The organism is Mycobacterium sp. NGS59 (assembly GCF_059812345.1).
Genome location: NZ_JCALCN010000022.1, coordinates 1 through 24,446 on the forward strand (window position 1 = coordinate 1; position 24,446 = coordinate 24,446).

The following is a 24,446-nucleotide window of genomic DNA, read 5'->3' on the forward strand; positions in this document are numbered from 1 at the left end:
TGCACGGCGACGGCACCGTTCACCAGACTCGGACGCGGTCCTCGGGTTTGAGGAACAGCGCCTCCCCGGGCTGGACGTTGAACGCTGCGTACCACTCGTCCATGTTGCGGACGATGCCGTTGACCCGGAACTTGGCCGGGCTGTGGACATCTGACAGCAGTCGGTGACGCTCGGTCTCGGGGCGGCAGGTTTCCTTCCAGCTCGCCGCGAAGGCGAGGAAGAACCGCTGGTCGCCGGTCAGGCCGCCGATGACGGGAGCCTCTTTGCCGCCCAGGGACAGTTTGTAGGCGTCGTAGGCGATGCGCAGTCCGGCGAGATCGGCGATGTTCTCGCCGAGCGTCACCGCTCCGTTGATGCGGTTGCCCGCCAGCGGCTCATAACCGTTGAACTGCTCGACGAGCTTGTTCGCCTCGCGCGTATAGCGCTCGGCGTCGGCCGGTGTCCACCAATCACGCTGCATACCGGTGCCGTCGCTCTTGCGGCCTTGGTCGTCGAAGGCGTGACTCATCTCGTGGCCGATGGTGGCGCCGATTGCGCCGTAGTTCGCCGCCGGGTCGGCCGCGGGATCGAAGTTGGGCGGCTGCAGGATGGCCGCGGGGAACACGATGTCGTTCAGGCGTGGCGAGTAATAGGCGTTGTTGGTCTGCGGCGTCATGCTCCATTCGGCGCGGTCAATGGGCTTGCCCAACCTGTTGACGTCGTAGTCCCACGACCACAACGCGAGGTTGTTCTCGTTGCCGACGAGGTTGCCCGCCTCGATCTTGACCGTCGCGTAGGACTTCCACCGGTCGGGGTAGCCGATCTTGGCGACCAGAGCCGCGAGCTTGGCCTGAGCTTCCCGCTTGGTTTCGGGTGCCATCCACGACGCGGCGTCGATGCGCTTGCCGTATGCGGTACGGAGATTCTCGACCAGCGCCCGCGCCTTGTCGCGTGTCGGCTGAGTGAAGTGCGCCCCGACATACAGTTCCCCGACCGGGTCGCCGAGACCTTTGCTCACCCGCGAGACGCCGCGCTCGACTCGAGGCGCGCGCTGTTGGGCACCGGACATGGTTCGGCCGTAGAAGTCGAACAGCTCGTCGGCGAACGGCGTCGAAAGTTCTGGGCCGTACGCGTCGAGGACCTGGTAGCGCATGTACGACTTCCAGGATTCCACCGGCTCACCCGCGAAAAGCGCTGCGGTACTGCGCAATACATCGGGCATGCCGACCTGGAAGTCGGTTGCGGCCGGCAGCCTCAGCGCGTCGAACAACGCGCGCAGCGGCGCACCTTGCCCGAGCTGCTCGACTTCGGCGCGCGGCATGATGTTGTTGGTCTTGACGACGTCGCGCTCGTCCTCCCGCGACACCTGTACCTCTGCCAACTTGGTTTCGAGGGCAAGAAGTCGCTCGGCCTGCTGCTGCGAATCCGCGAAACCGGCGAGAGCGAGCAGCCGGGCGGCGTGCGCGACGAATTTGTTGCGCAGCTCGACCGATTCGGCGTCGGTGTCCACGTAGTACCCGCGCTCACCCAGCGAGAGCCCGCCCTGCCAGATGATCGGGAGGTAGCGCGTGGGGTTGTTGGGATCGATCTCCACCGAGACCGGGAAGGGATCACTGACCCGGGTCTTGCCGTTGAACGAGACCAGAACCGCATCGAGGCCTGCTTTGTCGTTGATCCCGTCGATCGACGACAGCAGGGGACGCACGGGCTCGACGCCCAGCTTGTTCAGCAGCGCCTCGTCCATGTAGGACGCGAACAGGTCGCCGATCTGCTGCGAGATGTCGCCGGCCGGTGCGTGTTTGGCGCCGGCGCCTTCGACGATCGCCTTCAGGTCGGCGTTGAGCTGGTTCTGGATGTCGAGATTGACGCCGGCGCATACCTTGTCGGGCGGGATGGTCGCGTTCTTCACCCAGCCGCCGACGGCGTATCCGAAGAAGTCGTTGCCGGGCCGGACGGATGTGTCCATCTCGGCCAGGTCGACGCCCCAGGTGCCGTATTTCGGTTTGGCCGGGTGTTCGGCCGAACGGCTACACCCGACGGCCATCATGGCGATGGTCAATGACACTGCAACCACACGAATGGGCACTCGCACGCAGACCTCCAGTCGCCGGGCCAAAGGGCAGCTTAACCGTGGGAGCCGACAGCGAGATGGCCGGCCGAAGCCGTGTTGTGACGCGAATCAGGCGACGATGCCGAGTTCTTGGTTGATCTGTGGCCAATACAGCCAGCCGGGTGGAGTGAGCAGGACCCAGTCGTGAATTCCCCAGCGGTCCAATACGAACGTCATCGGCGCACCCTGGGCTATCGCTGCCTGCTGCAGGACGGCGGCTTGCGCTGCAAGTCCATCCAGCGCACCCGAATACACATATGTCGGGGGAAGCCCGGTCACTGACCCGAACAGCGGACTCACCATGTAGTTGTTCAGCGGTAGATCGCCCGCCCATACCGAGCCGATCCCCCTGGTACCGACGTCGAGCCAGGGAGACAACAACACCAAGGACGCCGGTACCGGGCCATACGTTCCCGTCTGCACCATGTGTTGGACGGCGGCTAGTGCGAGGTTGCCGCCCGCAGAGTCACCGATGACGCTGACGTTCTGGTATCCGTGCTGCGAGATCTGCTCGGAGATGAGGCCCGCCATTCTCGGTACGACCCAGCCCGCGGTGCCGCCTTCTTGCATCAACGGGTAGATCGGCACTTGGAAGGTCGCACCGGTCTGATAGGCCGTTACGGAGTAGTTGATCCAGTGGAAGAACGACGGCGGGAAGATAAGCGCGCCGCCGTGGATCGCCACCACCTGTTCGCCGGTGGGATGAGCCGGCGTGATCTGGACGACCCTCATTCCGTCGAAGGTGCTGTATTCGACGGTTTGCCCGAGCAGCAGGTTCAGCAACGGCGGCGGGGAATTCCCGATGAGCCACGACAGCGGCGGGATGTCGCTGGCAAACAGCGCCAACAGTGGAGAGCTCGGCGTGGATATCAGCGAATCGATTCCGGTGGCCAGTGTCGCCGGGATCTGCCGAATCTGCTGCTGGATGCCGAGCAGCGTCTGCTCGAAGGTCGCCAGCGGCGCGGCGCTGGCAGCCTCGGCCGCGGCATACGCTCCGGTCGCACCGGCGAGTGCCTGCGCGAAGCGCTGCTGGAATGCGGCCGCCTGTGCGCTGAGGGTTTGATAGCCCTGGCCGTGCGCGGAGAACAGGGCCGCGATCGCCGCTGAGACCTCGTCCTCGGCCGCGGCCAGTACCCCGGTGGTGGCCCCCGCTACGTCCTGGCTTGCCGTCGCTACCACCGAACCGACCACGGCCACGTCCTCGGCCGCGGCGGACATCAGCTCGGGTAACGCAAAAACATACGACACCGGTCGCTCCCACCATGTACGGGCAACCCCGAAGTTGCCCTGCCAAAAATCGTTCGCCGAGTAGCCGGAGCCTATGCCGTCAGCTTGCAATCACGTAGCGAATCGCGCGACTTGTCAACGTCGAGGTGTCGCAAGCGCGATTGCTTCGGGCTATGCGGGGTCGGTGAAAACCGGCGGCTCGCCGGACATTCCAGCGACGACGGCGGCGATCTGGTTGGGCGTGCCGATCAGCCCGGTCTGCAGAACTGATTCGCGCGAAAGAGCAGCCGCGGGGTCGTTGCTGACCCAGGTCTCGTTGTACAGGCGCTTGGCGGCACGGATTGCATCCGGTGACTTCTGCGCGATTTCGTCCGCGAGCGCGAGCGCCGCCGCCAGCGGATCCTCGGCCGTTCGGGTTATCAAACCGAGCTCGAAACCCTCAGTGCCGGAGACGATCCGGCCAGTGAACGTCAACTCTTTCGCCACGTCGATCGGCAGAAGTCTCGGCAGCGTCTGGGTGATGCCCATGTCGGGAACGAGTCCCCACTTGATCTCCATGATGCTCAACTTCGCGTCCGGCGCGCCGATCCGGATGTCTGCGCCCAGCGCGATCTGCAGACCGCCGCCGAAGCAGTTGCCGTGGATCGCGGCGATCACCGGCACCGGGACCAGCGACCAGTCGTAGCTCACGCGCTGCGCAAGGTTCGCCGGCCCGTCGTCGTCCCGGCTCAACAGAACGCCCGTGCCTCGTTCCCCGCTCATGAAACTTGCCACGTCCAAGCCAGAGCAGAAGCTCTTACCCTCACCGTGCAGAACGACCGCGCGGACCGAGGTATTTTTCGCCAGCTGCGCTGCGGCATCCACCAGGCCCTCGAACATCGCTTGATCGAGGGCATTGTGTTTTTCGGCACGCACCATCGTCGCCGTTGCCACGCCGTTGTCGGCGACCCGCACGCGGACTCTGTCTTCACTCACGACTAGCAATCTATCGCGCGTGGCCTGATCCGATGTGGCCTAGACATAACGGTTACGGCCCGCCAGCGCGCCCATCGTCATCTGCAGCATGTAGACCACCAATACGAATATCCACGGCACGGTCCAACCGTTGGTGACGTCGTGCAGCAGGCCGAACAGGAACGGCCCGATGCCGGCGAGCAGATAACCGAAACCCTGCGCCATCCCGGAGAGCTGCGCGGTGGTTTCGGTGGTGCGGGCGCGGAGCGCAATCACTGTGAGCGCCAAGGAGAATACGCTCAGACCCAGGCCGACCAGCACACTCCACAACAGGGGTGCGGCCGCTGGATCGACCATCAGCCCGATGACCCCGCCGAGTCCGATGACGCCCAACGCGACGATCCAACCGCTCTGACTGCCGGATCGAGCGGCCAGCGGCGCGAGGCAGATGCTGACCGGCACGGCGATCAGCGACATCAGCCCGACGAGCATCCCGGCGGTCGCCTTGGGCACACCGCTTTGAACGAATACCTCGGGCAGCCAACCCAACATGATGTAGGCGAGCGTGGACTGGAAGCCGAAGAACAGGGTCACCGTCCACGCCAGACGATTGCGCAGTAGCGATCCGCCCGCGGAGTGAACCGGCAGTTCAACGGCGCTCACTCGACGCGCGCCCGCGAACCAGGTGATCACAGCCAATAGCGCAAGGAAGGCCCAGGCGCCGAGCGCCTCACGCCAACTCCCGAATGCGGACTCCATCGGCGGGGTCAATGCCGACCCCATGGCGCCACCGGCCTGCAGGGCAGCGGTGTAGATGCCCGTCATCACACCGATCTGAGCGGGGAATGACCCCCGGATCACCACCGGAATCAACACGTTGATCAACGCGATGCCACCGGTGGCCACTATCGTGCCGCCGATCACGACCATGGGACCGTCGAGGACGCGCAGCAACAAGCCGACGACCAACGTCAGCAACGCGGCTCCGATGGCGTGCCGCAGGCCGATCCGGCGGGCCAGCCACGGCGCAATGAGTCCCGCGGCGGCAAAACACAGTCCGGGCAGCGTGGTCAGCACTCCAGCCCACGTCGCCGAAGCGCCGAGCGATTCACGCATCGCGCCCAGCAGCGGCCCGACGCTGGTGAGCGCGGGTCGCAGATTCAACGCCGTGAGCACCACGGCCGCGATCAGCAGGCCCCCGCCTGCGATCCGGGTGGCCCGGGGGATCTTGTCAGCGGGAAGCGCGGCTGCGCGCTCGTCGACTTCGGCGCAGATGCCGGCCACTTCCCTACTCACTGGGTTAGTCTGTCATACATCCCATGATTGGATGAATCGAGATTACTGTGCCCTTGGCAACAACGCGTCGCGCTGGGCTGGTCGAGCAGGTCATCGATCAGCTGCGGCAATCCGTGACGGCCGGCGAATGGCCCGTCGGCACACGCATACCCAACGAACCGAGCCTCAGCGAGGCACTGGGCGTGGGCCGCAACACGGTCCGCGAGGCGGTACGCGCCCTGGTGCACGCCGGAATCCTCGACGTGCGACAGGGAGACGGGACCTACGTGCGCGCCACCAGCGAAGTGTCCGGGGCGTTGCGCCGCCTGTGCGGGTCCGAGCTCCGCGAGATTCTGCAGGTGCGCCGATGCCTGGAGGTTGAGGGGGCACGGCTCGCGGCCGCTGCCCGCACGGACGAGGACGTCACCGCGCTACGCCAATTGCTGTGTCGGCGAGACGAATTGGAACTCGGTGAGGATCGCGCCGCCTTTGTGGCAGCGGACGCCGCGTTGCACTTCGCCGTGGTGCAGGCGTCAGGCAACACCGTTCTGACCGAGCTGTATCGCGGACTTACCGAAGTCGTGATGGCCAGTGTCGCCACCACGAGCGCGACGCACGAACCGCGCGAGATCCGCCACGGCGGATTGATCGACGCCATCGCCGGCGGGGACGTCGAAGGGGCCGGACGGGAGGCCGGCGGGTTCCTGGACGAGCTCATCGAGAAGTTGCCGGGATGACGGTGCCAAACCTCGGCGCACACCGCGCGGGTTGAACCTCAGATGTGCATACGAACGCATCGAGCGGTCGCGGCACAAGTCGGGTGAGGGTGCGAAGGCAGGTAGGCGCCGTTGGTGCTGGTGCCACGCTGAGCCCCGAAGGTTTAGCTGGCACGCAGAGTGGCAAACCGCCTGCTACTGCATCAAAGGAGTACAACATGAAGATTGGCACATTCCTCGCGACATCCGCCGTCTTGGCTGGGGCTGCTATCGGGCTAGCATCACCGTCGGTCGCCGATGAACTCAACGGCCGCTACAACGTCACGTTCCAGCCCGCCGGGACAGTCCACACTTGGACGATCACACCCTGCGGCCCGGGTTGTGAAGCGATCTCGGCGGTAACCGACCGAGGGCGGGCTCCCTATTCCGGCAACGCCACCCAAAGCGGTGACGAATGGACCCTGGTTGTCGAGCGACCAGACGCAGTCATTTGCAACGATGGGCGCTTCTTGCCTGGTACAGCCACTTACACCTGGAACAGCACCACACTCGCTGGCACCCATAACGGATCCGCTGCCGTCGGCTGCGATGGAACGCCGTTCTCCGCCGGAGGCACGCTCCAGATGTCAAAAATTAGCTGACCGACCACGGTCTACCCGGGCTCATCTCCTGCCCCTCTCCTTGCACGTCGACCGCTTGGCAGTCGCTCCGTGAGACGATCGGCAGATGCCTCTTGAACGGATCGCCCGGTGACCGTCGTTCTCGCGCTGCGTTGCGCTGACGGCATTGTGATGGCCTCCGACTCGCAGATCACCGATGACGGCCGGGGTCTGACGTACCCCGCGCAGAAGCTGCATCAGCTGGGAAAGTATGCCGCGTGGGGCGGGAGTGGATCACGTGCTGTGCTCTATGACCTCGAGCAAATCTTCAACTCCGAGGCCGAGTCCGTTGTCGAGGCGAAGGACATTGGTCATGCGTTGCAGGGGCGGGTGCTTCCGGTGCTCAAATACCACTACGAGAACTACATCGAGCACGTTCCCGCACAGAAATCCGCAGGTACACCGGCCACCTACGTGCTAGCCGCGGGGTACGCAGGCGAGGTCCCCTTCATCATCGACTTGGACCCGAACGGTCTCATCGGGCACCACGAAGAGACCGGCTTCCAAGCCATCGGCAGTGGCGCGGCCATGGCGCAGCAGGCACACGCCTTGCTGACGCACTTTCACATGACCGAGCGCGACGTCGACCACGGCGTGGTCGCCGCGCTGCGGGTGCTCGATGCGTTGGATGCTTCGTCACCAAGCGTCGGGGGCCCGATGGACGTCTGCCGCATCACCCCGGACGGCGCGAAACACTTGAGTCCGGACGAAGTGGACGAGGTCCGACGCCACGTCAACCGCTGGATTGAACTCGAACAGGAAGCGCTCGACAAGCTCTTCGAATAAGTGTCGCCGCCGATTCTGCTACGGATCGATGCCGTGGGCCGCCCACCACTGTTGGTATGTGGAGACGAGCCAGCGGTTGAGCCGGTCGTAGTCGCACTTGTCGGGCAGATCCGCGCTGGCCGTGCGGGCAACGAGCTCATTGCGTGCCTCGTCGATCGCGTCCAGCACTGTTTGCTTGTCGACCTTCCCTGTGCGCAGGTCGTAAAGCCAACTGCGGGAGGGCTCCGGCATCGGCAGCGTGATCCGGCCGGTCGTCACCAGCTCCAACCCCTGCATCCCGAGCCGCACTGCGTGATAGGCGAATTTGGTGTCGAATCCGTAGACCTCGATGAGTTCGGGTCGGTTGCTGTGCTTGGAGCGCAAACCGAGCATCTGCTCGTGCTGCGCGTCCAAGTAGCCGACGAAGCGGCGACCGCAATCGCGGGACAAGAAAAGCTCGGGGTGCTGCCGCATGTCTCGACCCGGAGGTGCGATGCTGACGATCTCGCTTTCGGGGGCAAAGAGCAGGAGCAGGACAGTGGGGTTGCCGGCGGCCGCGAGCCGGGCCCATTTGCGCAGGCTGTAGACGGTTAAGTCGAGGTCTCCGGCGCCGGATCGGACGCCTTCGGGCTGGGTGCGGTACTGGTACTGCTCGAACTGGCGCAGCCCGATCACGCACTCGGGTGGTTCGATGCAAACCCCCATCTCGTCGCGGTCGTCGGTGCCGGCGATCGTCACGCCATGCAGACCCGAGCCCACTTGAGTGCGGAGGACGGTATTCGCCTCGGCAATGTGCCGGTGCCAGGCGGTGTTGTGCCGATTCTTGAAGATGCGATCGGCGTCATCGACGTTGCTGTCCGAGGACGTCATCTCTCGGATCGTAGCCCTACGGCAGCGCCCGAATATGCGCTCGGCGAAGGCTGAGGTGCCGCCGGCCCGCCGACGCAATAAGCAGCTGCCACCAAGGACGGGAAGTGAAACAATCGGCGCTGTGCGTCTTAAAGCAGTGGTCTGTGATGTAGACGGAACGCTGTGCGACGTGGCAGCGATCCGGCATCATGTGCGGCCAGCGCCCGGTGGGGAGAAAGACTTCGACGCGTTCCACCAGGCGTCCTGGGACTGCCCCCCGAATGAGCAGGCGCTGGATTTCTGCCGACGCCACCACGCCTCCGGACACGTCGTCATTGTGGTGACCGCCCGAATGGAGCGGCACTACCAGGTGACTAAGGACTGGCTGGACCGGCACATGCCGGTGCCGTACGACGGGCCGATCATGCGTGAGGACGGGCTGCGGCATTCCGATGTGTCGGTGAAGCGCCGCATCTACGACTACCTCGCGCGCAGCTACGACGTGCGGTACGCGTGCGACGACAACCCGGCGATCGTGGCGCTGTGGACCGAGTTGGGCATACCTGTCGAAATCGTCCCCGGATGGGATGACGACGCATGAGGACGGCGAACCCAACGGGTGCTTCGGACCTGCTACGCCCTTGGGCAGCCCCCGACGCCACCATCACCGGGTCACTCCGGACACCATCCCGCCCGGTGAGCCGGGACATCTCGGCTAGCGGCCGATGACAACTCAGCCGGCGTTGCAGTTGACGACTGTGTAGCGAGCGGTCGCGGACTGCTGATCCTTCACCTGCCCGTTCACAGAAATCTTGCACGACACCCGTAGCCCGTTGGTCTGGGCGCCGACACCATACGACGGGTACGTGGCCTGGTTGGTGATCGTCTTCGTCCACGGCGCGGTTACGTTGGCGATCTGCTGCAAGTCACCCATGCCGTCGAAGTAGGTGACGCTGGATAAGTCACCGTCGGATTCGACCGTGTAGGTAACTGATGTCGCAGCGACCGCAGGGACGCGCCGGTGGTCCCATAACTGGCAATCCAGGTGGTCCCATCACCCTGGCAAAAATCAGGTCACACTGGTCCCATCCTCATGGCAGGCGACAACGTTCTCATTCCGGTAGCGGGGGGATATCCCGAATCGGTGACGAAACTGCCGATTCAGAACAATCCGAGGAGCGGCAAGCCCGAGTACTTTGTTGACGCCGCAACGGGATTGAAGTATCCGGTCAACCCGACCACACAATTCGGGCACCGCCCCGGCCAAGAGTATTGGCGGTTACGCGACCAGGCCATAGGGGAAGGCTGGACCCGAAAACAGTTCATCGGCGAATTCAACCCACCAAGACATTTTCAGATCGAAGACGCACCGGGCAACCAGAGTCACCGCTTCGAGGTCCTCGTGCGAGATAGTATGCAAGCCAAGAAGATTGAACAGTGAAGGCATAGGATATATGGACGTCTATCACCGTGACCAAGTCGGACGAACCCCGCTCCACTACGCGGCCGTCGATAACAAACTCGACGACGTCAACGCGCTGATCGCCGCCGGCGCTGAGATCGACGCCCGTGAAGATACCGGGCAATTCACCCCGCTGATGTTCGCCGCACAGAACGACGACAACGTCGAAGTCGTCAAAGCCTTGGTGGAAGCTGGAGCGGACGTGAACCTGACCAACCACAAGGGCCAAACGGCGCTGTTCATCGCGACGGCGTCGCCGGGCTATAACGGCACGCGTGGCGCAGAAATAATCCGCTACCTTCTCGATCGCGGCGCAGATCCGTATATCGCGAATGAAAACGGCAACACGGCAATATCGTTCGCCAAACGAGGCGACGATAAATTTGGGCGCCGTGCTGCCTTCGGCTCACTGCTCGATGAATGAGCCGAAGCCATTACGACGCTGTGCGGCAAGGCATTTGATGACCGTGTTGACCGCCTCGCCGATGTCCTCGACGAGTATTAGCGACGGCACGAACTACCCGGGGTCGGTGCGGATGGCGATCTGGGCCGACAGGTAGCAGCTGCGCAAGAGTCGTCGATCGTAGCGACGGCCGCCTCGCGCACCTACTACGACCGCAAACGCGCCGAAGGAAAAACCCGCACCCACACCCAAGCCGTGCTCGCCCTGGCCCGCCGACGCCTCAACGTGCTGTGGGCAATGCTGCTGTCCGTGGCCATATCAATCCACCGCAACTACTGCTGCGGCGGCTTGACAATTTCATTGAGAATCTCCTCTCAGCGCCTAACCCGAAGCTGGACAAAAGGGTCCTCCGTCGCTGCCTGACGTCGTTTAAGGATCAATGCCGTTACTCGTCGCGTCGTCATAGCCAATAAGTAGCAGGAATAAAAATCCAAGAAGTGCGAGGAGGATAAGTAATGGCGAAACCAGCTTCAGCCACCTGCGAACGGGGCCGATTAGCAGAATAATCTCGCCTAGGAGTATCAAGCCGGTCGCAAGGACTATTGACCAGACCGTGATCCATCCAGCAACGCTCACGTTGGGTTCGGGCGGGTAGGGTCCCGCACAGTGTGCGGCCTCCACCTTGCGGACCCAAGAACCGATTTGCCACCCAGCGATCTCTATCGAAGCTAGAGCAGTCACGACTAGGATCGCGGTCGCAAGAAACCACCACCGCGCTCTGCGCATCACCGGGACGTTACCTACGACGCCTCTTCAACAGCCTTGCGCACCGCGGCGCTCTGCGCGTTCTGCGCTTGCTCCTTGGTGATGTCGCCGGGGTTGAGGCTCACCGCGCTCAGGGCATCGGCACAGAGCTGGTCGGCCTGGGTGGCGGCCTGCACCGCGTCGGTAATCGGCTGCTGATACCGCAAGGCGGTCAGATCACCAACGGGGTCCACGCTGGCGTTCGGCAGGCTCACCCTTCCGTCGTGCCCGGATGGACGCGCCCACCCGCGAATCGTTTGACAAACCGTTTGACATAGCATCTGATGTTGCATCAGTGCAGGTCAGAGTGGTGGAGCTGCCGGGAATCGAACCCGGGTCCTACGGCATTCCCTCAAGACTTCTCCGTGCGCAGTCCGCTATGTCTCTGCTCGGATCTCCTGGTCACGCGAACTAGCCAGGATGACGATCCCAGTCGCTGTTGGTGTCCCGATGAGTCCCGCGACCGAACTCATCGGTGGATCCCTCTAGCTGATGCCGGGGTCCGGGGCGAGGGCGTTCCCGGTCCGACAGACTAGCTGTCGCTTAGGCAGCGAGAGCGTAGTCGCGCTGATGTGACTCGGCGCTTAATTGGTTGCATCGACGCTTACGGTGGTCTCTTGCCTGCACCGGCACGCTTCCCTTGATTCGATGCGCGAAGTCGAAACCGTTCAGCCCCTCGCATCCCTGCCGATTCCCGGCAGGACATCCCATGGTACGCCGCTCATAACATCCGGCAACGCATTTATCTTCCCGACAGAGCCGAGTGCCCCCGGGTCCCACGACACCGGGGGCACTCGACGCAGCTTCGTCAGCTGATGCCGACCGCCTCCTTGGCGATGGCGGCGACGCGGGTCTGCGCAGCAGAGACCACGCCTTGCCGACCCTTGTGCGCTTCTTCGTAGGCGATGATCACGCGAACGTCGCGCGGGACGGTGAGTTCTTTGATCGCACCCACGGCTTCGTTGACGTTCAGCTCGTCGTAGTTCTTGATCGGAAGCTCGCTGGCGTCCAGCACGCCGACGGACTCCCGGCCCGAGTGCAGAGCGTCGGCGACTTCGTCAGCGCCCTCGTTGCGAGTGACTCGTTCCGCCGCCCGCAGAGCGGCGTTCTGCGATGCCGAGATCGCCTTGGCCGCGATCTCGCTGGCGTTGCCACCCCGCTTCACCAGCTCGTTGAACGCGGGACCGGCATTGCGCAGCGTCTCGACGGCGCGGTCGATACCCCGAGCCGACCAGGTGACCGGCAGATTGACGAACTTGACCGCGGCACCGGCAGCGGCCTGCACAGGCGTGCGGCGCAGCGCGGCCGGACCACCCAACGCGTCCTCGGCCAGCACGGTGGTCAACCAGTCCACGGTCGCCGAGTGCGCGGTGATCAGACGCTCCGCCAGCTTCTCGACGTCCTTGTTGTTTGCCGCGATGGCCAGCGCCTTGGTGTAGCGCGAGCGGTCCAGCAGCTGGTCTTCGAGCGCGAGGTCACCCAACAGCGCTTCGTCGAACGGCTCGGCCTGTTCGGTCAGCGCCTTGACCGCTGCGGCGGCGCGACCCAGGAACGGACCGATCACGTCGGGGTATCCGCCGAGGTCCCGAATCGCTGACTGGATGGCCTCCGCGCGCTCGCGACCGTTGGCGGCATTCTGCTCGAGTTCGCGGCGAACGGCTTCGGTGCGGGCTTGAGCTATCCGGGTTTCAGCGACCTGGATCTCGGTGTTGGTCAGATCGAGCAGAGTCCGCAGTTGCGCGAGCAATCTGGTCGTATCCGGTGCAGTCATTAGTGTGGTGCCTCCCTGAATTTGACTGGTGATGTTGGCGCACGGTGCGCCGGTACTAGGTCGGCTACCCGTTGATCCAGAGGTCAAAAGAGCATGCGTGGGTTTGTGACGTAAATCGCACTATCGGGCTCACCCGGGCCACGCAAACGAGCACCGCCGCCGAAGGCTCAAACGAAATACAAAGTCAGATAACGTAATTCAATCGCTGAACGATCCTGCCGGCCACTTCATCGTCGCCGCCGAGTTCGACGTCCTGACTGCGAGCGGGACACAATGGACGCCCACCACCGAGCCTGGTGAACTGCAATCCGTCGACCCGAATCGTCGCCGTCGGCTCCTGGTCGGCGAAACCTTCGACCAACTGGGCGCGACCGTCGACGCGGACCCGGATGTCCCGGGCGAGCGGACCGGTCAGTTCGAACAACACCCGCGAGCCGTCGGGCGCCTGGCCCAGTTTGCCGACGACGAAAGCCATGCTTGCCGACATCTCGTCGAGGGAAAGGCGCGCCGCCGGTCCGTCCAACTCCTGGTCGGACGACGGGCGCTGTAAGCCCACCCGAATGTCCTGCTCGTGCATCCAACAGTCGAAGACGCGGATGCGCATGAACCTTCCGTAGCTGTCCATGCCTGCCGGCGTGGGCAGCACCGCGTTCCAGTCGTCGTCGGACATGTCCTGCAGCACGTTGCGGCGAGTGGCGGTGATCTCCTGGAACCGCTTGAGCACTTGGGTGCCCGATTCTTTGCTGAGTGCGCGAACCCAGCATTCGTTCATCACCCCGATGTCGTTGCGCACGTGATCGAGCGCCTTGACGTCGATATCGGGTTCCGGCGGACTGATGCCCTGCAGGAACGATTCGGTGCCGATGATGTGCGACACGACCGCCTTCACATCCCAGCCGGTCAGCGCGCTGGGCGCCGCCCAGTCCGGTTCGGACAGGCCGTCCAGCAGCGCGTCGAGTTCGTCCCACACGGCGAAGAGACCCGCCAGCACGTCGGACTTGTCCAGCAGGGTCACGGGACGGTCAGCCATGCTCGGATACTAGTGGTGATCGCAAGAGCGGCGGAGCCCGTCGCAGCGGATCGCCACCATCAGGCCCAGCGCGATCGCAAGAGCGGCGGAGCCGGTCACAGCGGATCGCCACCATCAGGCCCAGCGCGATCGCAAGAGCGGCGGAGCCGGTCGCAGCGGATCGCCACACCGGAGCTCGCGGCGCTGTCGCGTTCCGGTGAGCCTGGGTGTTCCAGTGAGCCTGGGCTTTCAGCGTGAAACCAGGGCTTTCAGCGTGAAACCAGGGCTTTCAGCGTGAAACCAGGGCTTTCAGGGTGAATCCTGGGCGGGTTTTATCCGATTTTTCCACCGTGGGCGCACGCCGAAAGCCCTCGCTTCACACCCAACGCCAACGATGCACATCGAAGTCGTGCAGTAGTCGTGCAGTAGCAAGGAATACCCCACCGTCGCGCCGGGACGCTATCCCGCGAGGGCCCACAAATGTACGCGCAGAGCACCATGTCTCTGGCATTTGCGGACCACGAAAGCGCCCCGGAGTAACGCGAACGAACGCGTCAGGCCATACCTTTGGCGCGCCGACCCAGCTCCCGGACCACTTCCCGCTGCGCGTCGCGCCGCGCCATGTCCTGCCGCTTGTCGTGCGCCTGCTTACCGCGCCCCAACGCCAGCTCGACTTTGACCTTGCCCTCGAAGAAGTACATCGACAGCGGCACAAGCGCGTAGTTGCCCTCACGGATCTTGCCGATCAGCTGGTCGATCTGGCGGCGGTGCAGCAGCAGCTTGCGGTTGCGCCGCGGCTCATGATTGGTCCAGCTGCCGTGCCGGTATTCCGGGATGCGCACGTTGCGCAGCCAGATCTCACCGTCATCGACCGTGGCGAACGCATCGACCAGCGACGCGTGCCCCTCGCGCAGGCTCTTGACCTCGGTACCCTGCAGCGCCACCCCGGCCTCGAACACCTCGAGAATCGCGTAGTTGTGCCGGGCCTTGCGGTTGCTGGCGATGATCTGTCTGCCGTCCCCTCGTCGCTTTGACGGCGGCTTCTTGGCCACGACCTATCGCCGAATGTAGAGGCGCAACGTGCCGTATGCCGTCAGGCCGGCCATCGCCACACCCACCAAGAACAGCCACGGCGCGATGTAGACGATGTTCCAGTAGTCGATCTTGGCGATCAGGTTGGCTTGGTAGAACTGGCGCAGCGCGTTCTCCAGGAACAACGCCCGCACGGCGACCAGGCCGAGGATCGCGATGATCACCCCGATGGTCGCGGCCAGCATCGACTCCACCAGGAACGGCAGCTGCGTGTACCAGCGGCTGGCTCCGACCAACCGCATGATGCCGATCTCGGTGCGACGCGTGTAGGCCGCGACCTGCACCATGTTCGCGATCAGCAGGATCGCGGCGACGGCCTGGACCAGCGCGACCGCGAACGCCGCGTTGCTCAGCCCGTCGAGCACCGCGAACAGTCGGTCGATCAGCTCCTTCTGGTTGAGCACCGAGAGCACGCCGGGCTGGCCCGATATCGCGGCGTCAAAGTCCTTGTGCTGCTCGGGGTTGGTGAGCTTGACGATGAACGACGCGGGGAACGAATCCTTGCCGGCGATCTCCTTGTACTGCGGAAACTTGCCGATCGCGTCGTTGTAGGCGTCGTCCCGGTTGAGGAACCGCACCGACCTGACGTCCTGCCTCTTCTCGATCGTCTCGCGCAGGGCCTTGCACGGGTTGGTCGTGCAACCGGGGTCGTTGGCGGAGACGTCGTCGGTGAGGAACACCTGCGTCTCGACCCGGTCGAGGTAGATCGCACGCGAGTCGTCGGCCAACTGCACCACCAGCAGTCCGCCGCCGAACAAGGCGATGGAGATCGCGGTTGTCAGGATCATCGCAACCGTCATGGTGACGTTGCGGCGAAGCCCGGTCAGGACCTCGTTGAGTAGGAATCCGAAGCGCACTTAGCGATCCATCCCGTAGACGCCACCCTGTTCGTCGCGAACCAGCCTGCCCAGCGACAACTCGACCACACGCTGCCGCATCGCGTCCACGATGTGGTGGTCGTGTGTCGCCATCAACACCGTCGTGCCGTTGCGGTTGATCCGCTCCAACAAATCCATGATGTCCTTACTGGTGTCCGGGTCGAGGTTGCCGGTGGGCTCGTCGGCAAGCAGCACCAGCGGCCGGTTGACATAGGCGCGAGCGATCGCCACCCGCTGCTGCTCCCCGCCGGAGAGCTCGTGCGGCAACCGGTTCGCCTTGCCCGACAGCCCGACGGTTTCGAGCACCTCGGGCACGACTTTGTTGATCGCGTCGGCGCGCCTGCCGATGACTTCCAGGGCGAACGCCACGTTGTCGTAGACGGTCTTCTGCTGCAGCAACCGGAAGTCCTGGAAGACGCAGCCCATCACCTGACGCAGCTTCGGTACGTTGCGCCCCCGCAGCTTGTTGACGTGGAACTTCGACACCCGGATGTCGCCGGACGTGGGTACCTCCGCGGCGAGCAGCAGCCGCATGAAGGTCGACTTGCCCGACCCCGACGGGCCGATGAGGAAGACGAACTCACCCTTGTCGATCTGGACGTTGATGTCGTCCAACGCCGGACGCGCCGACGATTTGTACTGCTTGGTGACATGTTCGAGGGTGATCATCACGGCACGCCAGTGTAGCGGGGTGTCTGGCCGGGCAGCGAAAGTCAGCGCGCCGGCTGCGTCGACGTCGTCGTCGGACCCGGTCCCTGTTGCGGCGGCGGTCCCGAGGTCGGGCCCGGAGTCGTCGTGGGCACGCACAACGGCGGGATGCACGGCAGCTGGATCAGCGGAGTGGTCGTCGTCGTGGTGGTAACCGGCGGCGGGGGCGGCGTTGTCGTCGTCGGCACAGGAGTCGACGCCGGCGTGCGCTGCGGTTGTTGCACCCTGGTGCGCGGCACCCAGGTGTAATCCGGATCCGGCACATAGCCGGGCGGCACCACTTGGGCCGGCGGATTGTTGGTGCGCGGTTGCTCGTGGGGACGATACGTTTCGTAGGTCCACCAGAGCGCGAGGAACGCCACTATCAATACCACCGTTGAGGTGCGGATTCGACCGCCGAACAAGTGACTCGGCGCGCGCTGCTCATCTTTATCACGCCGCTGCTGCAGCAGATTCAGCCGAAGTTTCATCGTCGCGTCACCTGCCCCGCGGTCTTGTCGGGATCGGCCACCTCACCGCCCTCGTGGTCGTCGACACCCGCGTCGTCGACCACGCCGACCTTCGCATCGGCTGCCGTCACGATGCCCGCCTTGGCCAGCGCACGAATGACCAGCACCCGCAACTGTCGGCCGGCCTCGAACTGCTTGCCCGGCAGCGTGCGGGCGACCAGTCGCAACGTGACGGTACTGAGTTCGATGCTCTCCACCCCCATCACGGTGGGTGCGTCCAGCAGGAGGTCACCCAAGTTCGGGTCGTCGAGTGCCCGCTCACACTCGTCGTGCAGGACCTCGTTCACCCGGTTGAGGTCTGCGCTGGTCGAGACGGGGATGTCGACGACCGCGCGCGCCCAGTCCTTGGAGAGGTTGATCGTCTTGATGATCGAGCCATTGGGAATGGTGAACAGCTCACCGTCCGAGGAACGCAACCGGGTGACCCGCAACGTGACGTTCTCTACCGTGCCGCGGGCTTCGGCCGCGATCCCCGAAACCGTCAACGAGACCAGGTCGCCGAACCCGTACTGCTTCTCGACGATGATGAAGAATCCCGACAGCAGGTCTTTGACCAGCTGTTGAGCCCCGAAGCCCAGCGCGGCGCCCACCACTGTCGCCGGCGCGATGAGACCGCTCACCGAGAACTGCAACAAGCTGCCGATCTGCACGATCACCACGATCGAGATCAACACGATGGACACCCAGGAGATCACCGACGCCACCGCCTGGCGGTGCTTGGTCGCCTCCGAGCGCACCAGCGCGTCGCTTTCGGTGAACCCGACGTCGAGCTGGCGCGTCACCCGTTGGGCCACCCACTGCACGAAACGGGCGGCGAGCATCGCTCCGATCACCAGCATGGCGATCCGCAGTCCACGGGTGATGATCCATTCGCCGATCTGGCCGCGCCAGAAGTCCTGCCAGCGCTGCGCCGCATCGGCGAGATTCATTGAAAAAGCCTGTGTATTAGTCGTCATCTTTTCTGTTGCGCCACCGGATCCCCGCCTCCAGGAATCCGTCGATGTCTCCGTCCAGGACGGCCGTCGGGTTGCCCACCTCGAACTCGGTGCGCAGATCCTTGACCATCTGATAGGGGTGCAGCACATATGACCGCATCTGGTTTCCCCAGGAGCTGCCGCCGTCGCCCTTAAGGGCGTCGAGCTCCGCGCGTTCTTCGGAACGCTTGCGCTCCAACAACTTTGCCTGAAGCACTCGTAAAGCCGAAACCTTGTTCTGCAGTTGCGACTTCTCGTTCTGGCAAGTCACGACAATACCCGTTGGGATGTGGGTTAAACGAACCGCCGAGTCGGTGGTGTTCACCGACTGACCGCCCGGCCCACTGGAGCGGTAGACGTCCACCCGGATGTCGCCTTCAGGGATTTCGATGTGGTCGGTGGTCTCCACCACGGGGAGCACTTCGACCTCGGCGAAGGACGTCTGACGTCGGCTTTGGTTGTCGAACGGGCTGATCCGCACCAGCCGGTGGGTGCCCTGCTCGACGGACAGCGTGCCGTAGGCGAACGGCGCATGCACGGCGAAGGTGGCGCTCTTGATGCCCGCTTCTTCGGCATAGGACGTGTCGAACACCTCAACGCCGTATTTGTGCTGCTCAGCCCAGCGGATGTACATCCGCATCAGCATCTCGGCCCAGTCGGCGGCGTCTACTCCACCCGCACCGGAGCGGATTGTGACCAAAGCCTCACGTTCGTCGTACTCACCGGACAGCAAAGTACGCACTTCGGTGGCTTCGATGTCGGCGCGCAACGCCTTGAGTTCGGCATCGGCTTCGGCGAGCGCAGTATCGCCTTCTGCCCCTGCCTCTTCACTGGCCAACTCGTAGAGCACGGGCAGATCGTCCAGCCGCTGCCGCAGTTCTTCGATGCGGCGAAGCTCGCCCTGGGTGTGCGACAGCTCGCTGGTCACCTTCTGCGCGCGCGCCTGGTCGTCCCACAGGTTCGGGTCGGACGCCTCCTGCTCGAGCTTCTCGATCCGGCTCTTCAGACCGTCGACGTCGAGCACCCGTTCGACCGTCGTGAGGGTGGAGTCCAGAGCGGCGATGTCTGCTTGACGGTCAGGTTCCACAGGCGCTTACGTTACCGGCAGCACCGTCTAGCATCAGGAGACCAGTGCACCGCCCGACCGCAACGCGCAGCCCGGCTTCAGCCCCCGCGTCGCAGCCGGGCACGAACAGAAGGCACAAGCATGCGTCCTTATCACGTCGCGATCGTCGGCTCCGGTCCGTCGGGCTTCTTCGCCGCAGCTTCCCTGCTCAAAGCCGCCGACGCGTCCGACGACATCGACGTGGCCGTCGACATGCTGGAAATGCTGCCGACGCCGTGGGGATTGGTGCGCTCGGGTGTCGCACCCGACCACCCCAAGATCAAGTCGATCAGCAAACAGTTCGAGAAGACCGCGGGCGACGCCCGCTTCCGTTTCTTCGGCAACGTGGTCGTCGGGGAGCACGTCGAGGCCGGCGAGCTCGCCGAACAGTACGACGCGGTGATCTACGCGGTCGGCGCGCAGTCGGACAAACCGTTGAACATCCCCGGTGAGAACCTCGTCGGGAGCATCTCGGCGGTCGACTTCGTGGGTTGGTACAACGCGCACCCGCACTTCGAAGAGAAGACGCCGAACCTCTCGGGCGCCCGCGCGGTGGTCGTGGGCAACGGCAACGTCGCCATCGACGTCGCCCGGATCCTGGTCACAGATCCCGACGTGTTGGCCCAAACCGACATCGCCGATCATGCGCTGGAGTCGCTGCGTCCGTGCGGAGTCGAAGAAGTGGTGATCATCGGTCGACGCGGACCGCTGCAGACGGCGTTCACCACGCTGGAGCTGCGTGAGCTCGGTGAACTCGAGGGCGTCGACGTGATCGTCGACCCGGCTCAGTTCGCCGACATCACCGACGAGGACGCCGAGGCCGCGGGCAAAACCACCAAGCAGAACATCAAGGTGCTACGCGGCTACGCCGAGCGCGAACCCCGTCCCGGCCACCGGCGCATCGTCTTCCGTTTCTTCACCTCGCCCATCGAGATCCAGGGTGAGAGCCAGGTCGAACGAATCACGTTGGGCCGCAACGAATTGGTCGTCGACGACAGCGGATGGGCATCGGCCAAGGACACCGGCGAACGCGAGGAACTTCCGGTGCAGTTGGTCGTCCGCTCGGTCGGCTACCGCGGTATCCCCACCCCCGGGCTGCCGTTCGACGACAAGCGCGGCACCATTCCACACAGCGACGGCCGGATCGACGGCAGCCGCAACGAATACGTCGTCGGCTGGATCAAACGCGGCCCGACCGGGGTCATCGGCACCAACAAGTCGGATTCGCAGGACACCGTGGACACCTTGCTCGCTGATCTGGCCGGGGGCGGGGGGACCGAGCGGCCGGACGACCACGCGGACCGGCTGGCCGACTGGCTGGCCGAACGTCAGCCGAAGGTCGTCACCTCGGCGCACTGGGATGTCATCGACCAGTTCGAGCGGGCGGCCGGTGAGCCGCACGGCCGGCCGCGGGTCAAGCTGCCCAACCTGGCCAGGCTGCTGGACATCGGGCACGGCTGACGACGGTGCTCGCTCACATTTGAGATCCGCACGGCCCCGCGCGGCTGCGGAGTGTGAATCGTCGGCTTTGAGTGTGAACCGTTGGCTTTGATTGTGAATACACGGCTTTCAGAGTGAAAGCAGGGCGGGATTCTAGTGAAGATTCCACCCAGGCTTCACTCGCAACGCCCTGGCTTCACACCCAACGCCCAGACTTCACACGCAACGCCCTGGCTTCACACGCAACGTCCAGCGCCGCAGACCAGCCGACGCAGGCCCCCACTATCCCAGTAGCACTCCGGGATTGAGGATTCCGGCCGGGTCCAGCGTCTGCTTGACCGCACGCAGTGCGGCGGCGAACGGCCCCGGACGTTGTCGGTCATACCAGGGACGGTGATCGCGACCGACCGCATGGTGATGGGTGATGGTGCCCCCGGTGCTGCTGATCGCTTCGGACACAGCGGCTTTCATCTCGTCCCACTGTGCATCCAGCGACCCCCACCGTCCGCCGGCGTAGATGCCGTAATACGGCGCCGGACCGTCGGGGTAGACATGGGTGAACCGGCACGTCACCACTCCGGCACCGCAGACCCGCTCGATCGCGGTCCGCGCGGCGTCGGTCACCGCGGCGTGCAGCGCATCGAATCCGTCCCAGGTGCAAGCGGTTTCGAACGTCTCGGCGATGACGCCGCGGCGCGCGAGGGCGTCTCGCTGATAGGGCATGCGCAGGAAGGCCGAGCGCCAGCTCTCCGAAGCATCGTCGGACCGGTCGGGCTCGGAGTCGCGGCTGCGCCGGGCGACGACGGTGCCGCCGTGCTCGGCGGCGATCTCGACGGCGCGGTTGAGCCACGGGTCGATCGGGTGGTCCGCCGACTCGAAGGCCAACACCAGCAGCCCGCCGCTCACCGAGGTGCCCGCGTTGAGGAACGCCTCGGCGGGGTCGAGCAACCGACAGTTCGCCGGGAAGAGTCCGGCTTGCGCGATCGAGCGGGTCGCGGCGACCGCGCCGGCCCACCGGTCGAACGCCACCGACGCCGTGACCTGCCAACGGGGACGGTTCTGCAGGCGCATCCACGCCTCGGTGATGACGCCGAGGGCGCCCTCGGAGCCTATGAACAGCCGGTCCGGGGATGGCCCTGCCCCCGACCCCGGCAGTCGTCGCGATTCGCTGATCCCGGCGGGGGTGACCACCCGCACCGACTCGGTCAGGTCGTCGATGTGGGTGTAGAGGGTGGCGAAGTGCCCACCGGCACGGGTGGCCAGCCAACCCCCGAGGCTGGAGAACGCGAACGACTGCGGAAAGTGCCGCAACGTCAGATCGTGCCGCCGGAGCTGGTCCTCGATCCAGGGCCCGAGCGCACCGGCCTGGATGCGGGCGGCCCGGCTGACCGCGTCGACTTCGACGACCGCGCTCATCGCGCTGACGTCCAGGGTGATCGCGGGTCCGTCGAAACGGGGCTCCACTCCCCCGACCACAGAGCTGCCACCTCCGTACGAGATCACCGAAATCCCTTCGCGCCCACACCAATCGAGCACATCGACGACATCCTGCTCGCGTCGCGGCCGCACAATCAGGTCCGGAACGTGGTCGATGGTGCCCTGCAGGTTGCGCGCGACGTCGCGAAACGCCTTGCCGCGCGCGTGGCCGACCCGGTCCACCACATGGGCCGAGCACAGCGCGGCCAGTGCCGCGGGTGGGGTGATCCGCGGACCCGGCAAGCCGAGCGCGCCCGGGTCGGGCGGGCGGTGGTCGGTCAGGTCGTGGCCGGGCAGCATCGCCGCCACCCGGGCCGCCAGATCCTTGGTCTCCCGCTCGGTGAGGGCTTGCTCGAGGGTTCCCCAACCCCACCACGAGCGCATGGCGGTGGCGTCAGCGCCGCAGCATGACGAAGGCCCCGCCGGCGACCAGCAGCACCAGCGCCAGCGCGATGCCCCAGCCCGCGCCGGCGAATACCCAGGTGACCGCCACCAGCGCGATCAGCGGCGACACCGCGAACAGCACTATCCCCGGATTCTGCCTGATCACCGCCAGCGCACTCCTGGCCCGGATCGGATCGATTTCCTTGCCCGCCATCCGTTCAGAATGCCAGGTGGGCACCACAATGCAAACGTCGGACCGCTCCGAAAACCGCCGTGAACCATTCCGGCAACTTCCGCAGCTAACTGAAGTGCCAGTGCGGCAACGGATTCCGATGCGAACGTGGCCGAGGTGACCAAAGCCCCTACCGGCCAGGCGCTACGCTCCGTAACGTCGGGGTCATGGACATGGAAGTCCTGCGGAACGCGGTCCTGCTGGCGGGCCGGGCTCCGTCGGTACACAACAGTCAGCCGTGGCGGTTCGTGGCCGACAATGCGACCGTCCACTTGTTCGTCGATCGGGACCGAACTGTGCCTGCCACAGACCATTCCGGCCGCGAAGCGCTCATCAGCTGCGGCGCGGCGCTCGACCATCTGCGCGTCGCGATGAATGCCGCCGGTTGGCGAGCCGGCGTCGCCCGTTTTCCCAACCCGAACAACCCGAGCCATCTGGCGGCCGTGGACTTCAGCCCGACCGATCACGTCACACCGGCGCAGCGCAACCGCGCCGAGGCCATCCTGCAGCGCCGCACCGATCGGCTTCCGTTCGCACGTCCGGCATTCTGGGACCAGTTCGAACCGGTGCTGCGCGGCATCGTCGACGACGAGGTGGCCACGGTCGACGTGCTCGACGACGACCAGCGGCCCCGCTTGGTCGGAGCGTCCCGGCTCACCGAAGCACTGCGGCGCGACGACTCGTCATATCACGCCGAACTCGACTGGTGGACTTCGCCGTTCGTCTTGTCCGACGGTGTGCCGCCGTCCGCGCTGGCCTCCGACACCGAAAGCCGCCGGGTCGATGTGGCACGGGATTTCCCGGTCCGCGGCCACCAGGATCGGCGTCGGGAAATGACCGCGGACTGGTCGAAGATCGTCGTCTTGTCCACTCCCGAGGACACCAGGACGGACGTACTCAGGTGCGGCGAAGTACTGTCGACGGTGCTACTCGAATGCACCATGGCCGGCATGGCGACCTGCACCTTGACTCATGTGATCGAAACCGACGAGAGCCGAGACATCGTGCGCGACCTGATCGGGAAACGCGGCGAACCGCAGGTCCTGATTCGCGTCGGGATCGCCCCGGTGATGGAACCCATTCCCCCACCGACACCCCGGCATCCGCTGGATGCCGTTTTCGAAGTCCGTCGCAACGCCCCAGGAGATAGGTTGAGCCGATGACCGACGAACCCTTCACCGTCCTGTCGACAAGTGAGAGTTGGGATCTGCTGGGCAGCGCCGCGCTTGGCCGGCTGGTGACCAACTTTGCCGGGGAACCGGAAATCTTTCCGGTGAACTACGTGGTGCAGGGCCAGACCATCCTGTTTCGCACCGCCGAGGGCACCAAACTGTTCTCCGCCGTGGCGAACCACACCGTGGTCTTCGAAGCCGACGATCACAACGCCGCGGAAGGCTGGAGTGTGATCGTGCGGGGTCGCGCGCATCAATTGAAGGCCGACAAGGACATTCAGGAAGCCGATCGCGCCGGGCTGTATCCGTGGATCGCGACCCGAAAGCCCAATTACGTGCGGATAGTCGCCACCGACATCACCGGTCGCCGTTTCGTTTTCGGCCCGGAACCCGACGGCAACGAGACCGTCACCTAAGCCGGTTGCGGGCAGGGCCAAAGGTCCCTCGCCGCCAGGGCTTGCGCCTCTGGCCGTCGCGGTGATCGACAGACGAT

The 24,446-nt window shown here is 64.8% G+C and carries 26 protein-coding genes, 1 other RNA gene and 1 pseudogene; 10 read left to right on the plus strand and 18 right to left on the minus strand.

What is annotated here, in order from left to right:
- Nucleotides 1-19: 19 nt before the first annotated feature.
- The 4 genes from AC5Y46_RS20345 to AC5Y46_RS20360 all read right to left on the minus strand — a co-directional run bounded on the left by AC5Y46_RS20345 (nucleotide 20) and on the right by AC5Y46_RS20360 (nucleotide 5,497).
- Complete coding sequence (locus AC5Y46_RS20345) at nucleotides 20-2,044, minus strand: M13 family metallopeptidase (protein ID WP_499947041.1); 2,025 nt, start codon at nucleotides 2,042-2,044, stop codon at nucleotides 20-22.
- Nucleotides 2,045-2,158: 114 nt separating this feature from the next.
- Nucleotides 2,159-3,307: a triacylglycerol lipase LipY gene (gene lipY / locus AC5Y46_RS20350; protein WP_499947044.1), complete on the minus strand. Its 1,149-nt coding sequence runs from the start codon at nucleotides 3,305-3,307 to the stop codon at nucleotides 2,159-2,161.
- Nucleotides 3,308-3,487: 180 nt separating this feature from the next.
- Nucleotides 3,488-4,291 (minus strand): crotonase/enoyl-CoA hydratase family protein, encoded by an 804-nt coding sequence (locus tag AC5Y46_RS20355; protein ID WP_499947040.1) that lies wholly within the window; start codon nucleotides 4,289-4,291, stop codon nucleotides 3,488-3,490.
- A 39-nt stretch (nucleotides 4,292-4,330) separates the two neighbouring features.
- The gene (locus AC5Y46_RS20360; RefSeq protein WP_499947043.1) at nucleotides 4,331-5,497 is read right to left on the minus strand and encodes a CynX/NimT family MFS transporter; all 1,167 of its coding nucleotides are present in this window, start codon (nucleotides 5,495-5,497) and stop codon (nucleotides 4,331-4,333) included.
- A gap of 116 nt (nucleotides 5,498-5,613) precedes the next feature.
- Between AC5Y46_RS20360 and AC5Y46_RS20365 the strand changes: the two genes are divergently transcribed.
- The 3 genes from AC5Y46_RS20365 to AC5Y46_RS20375 all read left to right on the plus strand — a co-directional run bounded on the left by AC5Y46_RS20365 (nucleotide 5,614) and on the right by AC5Y46_RS20375 (nucleotide 7,706).
- Nucleotides 5,614-6,282 carry a FadR/GntR family transcriptional regulator gene (locus AC5Y46_RS20365; protein ID WP_499947039.1) on the plus strand — a complete coding sequence of 223 codons (669 nt, stop codon included), beginning with the start codon at nucleotides 5,614-5,616 and terminating at the stop codon, nucleotides 6,280-6,282.
- Nucleotides 6,283-6,479: 197 nt separating this feature from the next.
- Nucleotides 6,480-6,902: a hypothetical protein gene (locus AC5Y46_RS20370; protein WP_499947038.1), complete on the plus strand. Its 423-nt coding sequence runs from the start codon at nucleotides 6,480-6,482 to the stop codon at nucleotides 6,900-6,902.
- A 108-nt stretch (nucleotides 6,903-7,010) separates the two neighbouring features.
- Complete coding sequence (locus tag AC5Y46_RS20375) at nucleotides 7,011-7,706, plus strand: proteasome protein (RefSeq protein WP_499947037.1); 696 nt, start codon at nucleotides 7,011-7,013, stop codon at nucleotides 7,704-7,706.
- A gap of 18 nt (nucleotides 7,707-7,724) precedes the next feature.
- Here AC5Y46_RS20375 and AC5Y46_RS20380 read toward each other — a convergent pair whose 3' ends face one another.
- Nucleotides 7,725-8,555 carry a DNA polymerase beta superfamily protein gene (locus tag AC5Y46_RS20380; protein ID WP_499947036.1) on the minus strand — a complete coding sequence of 277 codons (831 nt, stop codon included), beginning with the start codon at nucleotides 8,553-8,555 and terminating at the stop codon, nucleotides 7,725-7,727.
- Nucleotides 8,556-8,691: 136 nt separating this feature from the next.
- Here AC5Y46_RS20380 and AC5Y46_RS20385 point away from each other — a divergent pair, with 136 nt between their 5' ends.
- A complete protein-coding gene (locus tag AC5Y46_RS20385; RefSeq protein ID WP_499992752.1) occupies nucleotides 8,692-9,135 on the plus strand; it encodes a phosphatase domain-containing protein in 444 nt (147 codons plus the stop codon).
- A 132-nt stretch (nucleotides 9,136-9,267) separates the two neighbouring features.
- Here the strand turns inward: AC5Y46_RS20385 and AC5Y46_RS20390 are convergent, their stop codons facing one another.
- Nucleotides 9,268-9,579, minus strand: a complete 312-nt coding sequence (locus AC5Y46_RS20390; RefSeq protein WP_499947042.1) for an MmpS family transport accessory protein — start codon at nucleotides 9,577-9,579, stop codon at nucleotides 9,268-9,270.
- Between the two features lie 48 nt (nucleotides 9,580-9,627).
- Between AC5Y46_RS20390 and AC5Y46_RS20395 the strand changes: the two genes are divergently transcribed.
- The 3 genes and pseudogenes from AC5Y46_RS20395 to AC5Y46_RS20405 form a co-directional block, all read left to right on the plus strand.
- Nucleotides 9,628-9,975, plus strand: coding sequence for a GH-E family nuclease (locus AC5Y46_RS20395; protein WP_499947034.1), 348 nt, complete (start codon nucleotides 9,628-9,630; stop codon nucleotides 9,973-9,975).
- 13 nt (nucleotides 9,976-9,988) lie between these two features.
- Nucleotides 9,989-10,420, plus strand: coding sequence for an ankyrin repeat domain-containing protein (locus AC5Y46_RS20400; protein WP_499947033.1), 432 nt, complete (start codon nucleotides 9,989-9,991; stop codon nucleotides 10,418-10,420).
- Nucleotides 10,421-10,594: 174 nt separating this feature from the next.
- A pseudogene (locus AC5Y46_RS20405) lies at nucleotides 10,595-10,751 on the plus strand (IS110 family transposase); the annotation flags it as partial.
- A gap of 448 nt (nucleotides 10,752-11,199) precedes the next feature.
- Here the strand turns inward: AC5Y46_RS20405 and AC5Y46_RS20410 are convergent.
- The 10 genes from AC5Y46_RS20410 to prfB all read right to left on the minus strand — a co-directional run bounded on the left by AC5Y46_RS20410 (nucleotide 11,200) and on the right by prfB (nucleotide 19,231).
- Nucleotides 11,200-11,418 (minus strand): hypothetical protein, encoded by a 219-nt coding sequence (locus tag AC5Y46_RS20410; protein ID WP_499947031.1) that lies wholly within the window; start codon nucleotides 11,416-11,418, stop codon nucleotides 11,200-11,202.
- 93 nt (nucleotides 11,419-11,511) lie between these two features.
- Nucleotides 11,512-11,879: a transfer-messenger RNA gene (ssrA, locus tag AC5Y46_RS20415) on the minus strand.
- Between the two features lie 132 nt (nucleotides 11,880-12,011).
- Complete coding sequence (locus tag AC5Y46_RS20420; RefSeq protein ID WP_499992732.1) at nucleotides 12,012-12,974, minus strand: ferritin-like domain-containing protein; 963 nt, start codon at nucleotides 12,972-12,974, stop codon at nucleotides 12,012-12,014.
- A 184-nt stretch (nucleotides 12,975-13,158) separates the two neighbouring features.
- Nucleotides 13,159-14,004, minus strand: a complete 846-nt coding sequence (locus AC5Y46_RS20425; RefSeq protein ID WP_499946351.1) for a maleylpyruvate isomerase family mycothiol-dependent enzyme — start codon at nucleotides 14,002-14,004, stop codon at nucleotides 13,159-13,161.
- A 533-nt stretch (nucleotides 14,005-14,537) separates the two neighbouring features.
- Nucleotides 14,538-15,035 carry an SsrA-binding protein SmpB gene (smpB, locus tag AC5Y46_RS20430; RefSeq protein ID WP_499946352.1) on the minus strand — a complete coding sequence of 166 codons (498 nt, stop codon included), beginning with the start codon at nucleotides 15,033-15,035 and terminating at the stop codon, nucleotides 14,538-14,540.
- Nucleotides 15,036-15,038: 3 nt separating this feature from the next.
- Nucleotides 15,039-15,932 carry a permease-like cell division protein FtsX gene (gene ftsX / locus AC5Y46_RS20435; protein WP_499946353.1) on the minus strand — a complete coding sequence of 298 codons (894 nt, stop codon included), beginning with the start codon at nucleotides 15,930-15,932 and terminating at the stop codon, nucleotides 15,039-15,041.
- Nucleotides 15,933-16,622 (minus strand): cell division ATP-binding protein FtsE, encoded by a 690-nt coding sequence (ftsE, locus tag AC5Y46_RS20440; RefSeq protein WP_499946394.1) that lies wholly within the window; start codon nucleotides 16,620-16,622, stop codon nucleotides 15,933-15,935.
- A gap of 44 nt (nucleotides 16,623-16,666) precedes the next feature.
- Nucleotides 16,667-17,131: an Rv3103c family proline-rich protein gene (locus AC5Y46_RS20445; protein WP_499946354.1), complete on the minus strand. Its 465-nt coding sequence runs from the start codon at nucleotides 17,129-17,131 to the stop codon at nucleotides 16,667-16,669.
- Nucleotides 17,128-18,126, minus strand: coding sequence for a mechanosensitive ion channel family protein (locus tag AC5Y46_RS20450; protein WP_499946355.1), 999 nt, complete (start codon nucleotides 18,124-18,126; stop codon nucleotides 17,128-17,130). Before AC5Y46_RS20450 ends, AC5Y46_RS20445 begins: the two co-directional genes overlap by 4 nt.
- On the minus strand, nucleotides 18,116-19,231 hold the full coding sequence (gene prfB, locus AC5Y46_RS20455; protein ID WP_499946356.1) for a peptide chain release factor 2: 1,116 nt from the start codon (nucleotides 19,229-19,231) through the stop codon (nucleotides 18,116-18,118). Before prfB ends, AC5Y46_RS20450 begins: the two co-directional genes overlap by 11 nt.
- Nucleotides 19,232-19,351: 120 nt before the next feature.
- Here prfB and AC5Y46_RS20460 point away from each other — a divergent pair, with 120 nt between their 5' ends.
- The gene (locus AC5Y46_RS20460; RefSeq protein WP_499946357.1) at nucleotides 19,352-20,710 is read left to right on the plus strand and encodes an FAD-dependent oxidoreductase; all 1,359 of its coding nucleotides are present in this window, start codon (nucleotides 19,352-19,354) and stop codon (nucleotides 20,708-20,710) included.
- A gap of 261 nt (nucleotides 20,711-20,971) precedes the next feature.
- On the opposite strand, the gene AC5Y46_RS20465 is transcribed toward AC5Y46_RS20460, so the two are convergent.
- Both AC5Y46_RS20465 and AC5Y46_RS20470 read right to left on the minus strand, forming a co-directional pair.
- The gene (locus AC5Y46_RS20465) at nucleotides 20,972-22,549 is read right to left on the minus strand and encodes an FAD-binding oxidoreductase (RefSeq protein WP_499946358.1); all 1,578 of its coding nucleotides are present in this window, start codon (nucleotides 22,547-22,549) and stop codon (nucleotides 20,972-20,974) included.
- A 10-nt stretch (nucleotides 22,550-22,559) separates the two neighbouring features.
- Complete coding sequence (locus AC5Y46_RS20470) at nucleotides 22,560-22,763, minus strand: hypothetical protein (RefSeq protein WP_499946359.1); 204 nt, start codon at nucleotides 22,761-22,763, stop codon at nucleotides 22,560-22,562.
- A gap of 191 nt (nucleotides 22,764-22,954) precedes the next feature.
- On the opposite strand from AC5Y46_RS20470, the gene AC5Y46_RS20475 reads away from it, so the two are divergent.
- Nucleotides 22,955-23,944, plus strand: coding sequence for an Acg family FMN-binding oxidoreductase (locus AC5Y46_RS20475; protein ID WP_499946395.1), 990 nt, complete (start codon nucleotides 22,955-22,957; stop codon nucleotides 23,942-23,944).
- On the plus strand, nucleotides 23,941-24,369 hold the full coding sequence (locus AC5Y46_RS20480; RefSeq protein WP_499946360.1) for a pyridoxamine 5'-phosphate oxidase family protein: 429 nt from the start codon (nucleotides 23,941-23,943) through the stop codon (nucleotides 24,367-24,369). The genes AC5Y46_RS20475 and AC5Y46_RS20480 overlap by 4 nt, the downstream gene beginning before the upstream one ends.
- Nucleotides 24,370-24,446: the final 77 nt, after the last annotated feature.

Excerpts from the sequence above, each read along its gene's own strand:
- lipY (WP_499947044.1), bottom strand. The coding sequence starts at position 3,307 with ATGTCCGCCGCGGCCGAGGACGTGGCCGTGGTCGGTTCGGTGGTAGCG.
- AC5Y46_RS20370 (WP_499947038.1), top strand. The coding sequence starts at position 6,480 with ATGAAGATTGGCACATTCCTCGCGACATCCGCCGTCTTGGCTGGGGCT.
- AC5Y46_RS20380 (WP_499947036.1), bottom strand. The coding sequence starts at position 8,555 with ATGACGTCCTCGGACAGCAACGTCGATGACGCCGATCGCATCTTCAAG.
- AC5Y46_RS20395 (WP_499947034.1), top strand. The coding sequence starts at position 9,628 with ATGGCAGGCGACAACGTTCTCATTCCGGTAGCGGGGGGATATCCCGAA.
- AC5Y46_RS20400 (WP_499947033.1), top strand. The coding sequence starts at position 9,989 with ATGGACGTCTATCACCGTGACCAAGTCGGACGAACCCCGCTCCACTAC.
- AC5Y46_RS20420 (WP_499992732.1), bottom strand. The coding sequence starts at position 12,974 with ATGACTGCACCGGATACGACCAGATTGCTCGCGCAACTGCGGACTCTG.
- AC5Y46_RS20425 (WP_499946351.1), bottom strand. The coding sequence starts at position 14,004 with ATGGCTGACCGTCCCGTGACCCTGCTGGACAAGTCCGACGTGCTGGCG.
- ftsE (WP_499946394.1), bottom strand. The coding sequence starts at position 16,622 with ATGATCACCCTCGAACATGTCACCAAGCAGTACAAATCGTCGGCGCGT.
- AC5Y46_RS20445 (WP_499946354.1), bottom strand. The coding sequence starts at position 17,131 with ATGAAACTTCGGCTGAATCTGCTGCAGCAGCGGCGTGATAAAGATGAG.
- AC5Y46_RS20450 (WP_499946355.1), bottom strand. The coding sequence starts at position 18,126 with ATGACGACTAATACACAGGCTTTTTCAATGAATCTCGCCGATGCGGCG.
- AC5Y46_RS20460 (WP_499946357.1), top strand. The coding sequence starts at position 19,352 with ATGCGTCCTTATCACGTCGCGATCGTCGGCTCCGGTCCGTCGGGCTTC.
- AC5Y46_RS20465 (WP_499946358.1), bottom strand. The coding sequence starts at position 22,549 with ATGCGCTCGTGGTGGGGTTGGGGAACCCTCGAGCAAGCCCTCACCGAG.
- AC5Y46_RS20470 (WP_499946359.1), bottom strand. The coding sequence starts at position 22,763 with ATGGCGGGCAAGGAAATCGATCCGATCCGGGCCAGGAGTGCGCTGGCG.
- AC5Y46_RS20475 (WP_499946395.1), top strand. The coding sequence starts at position 22,955 with ATGGAAGTCCTGCGGAACGCGGTCCTGCTGGCGGGCCGGGCTCCGTCG.
- AC5Y46_RS20480 (WP_499946360.1), top strand. The coding sequence starts at position 23,941 with ATGACCGACGAACCCTTCACCGTCCTGTCGACAAGTGAGAGTTGGGAT.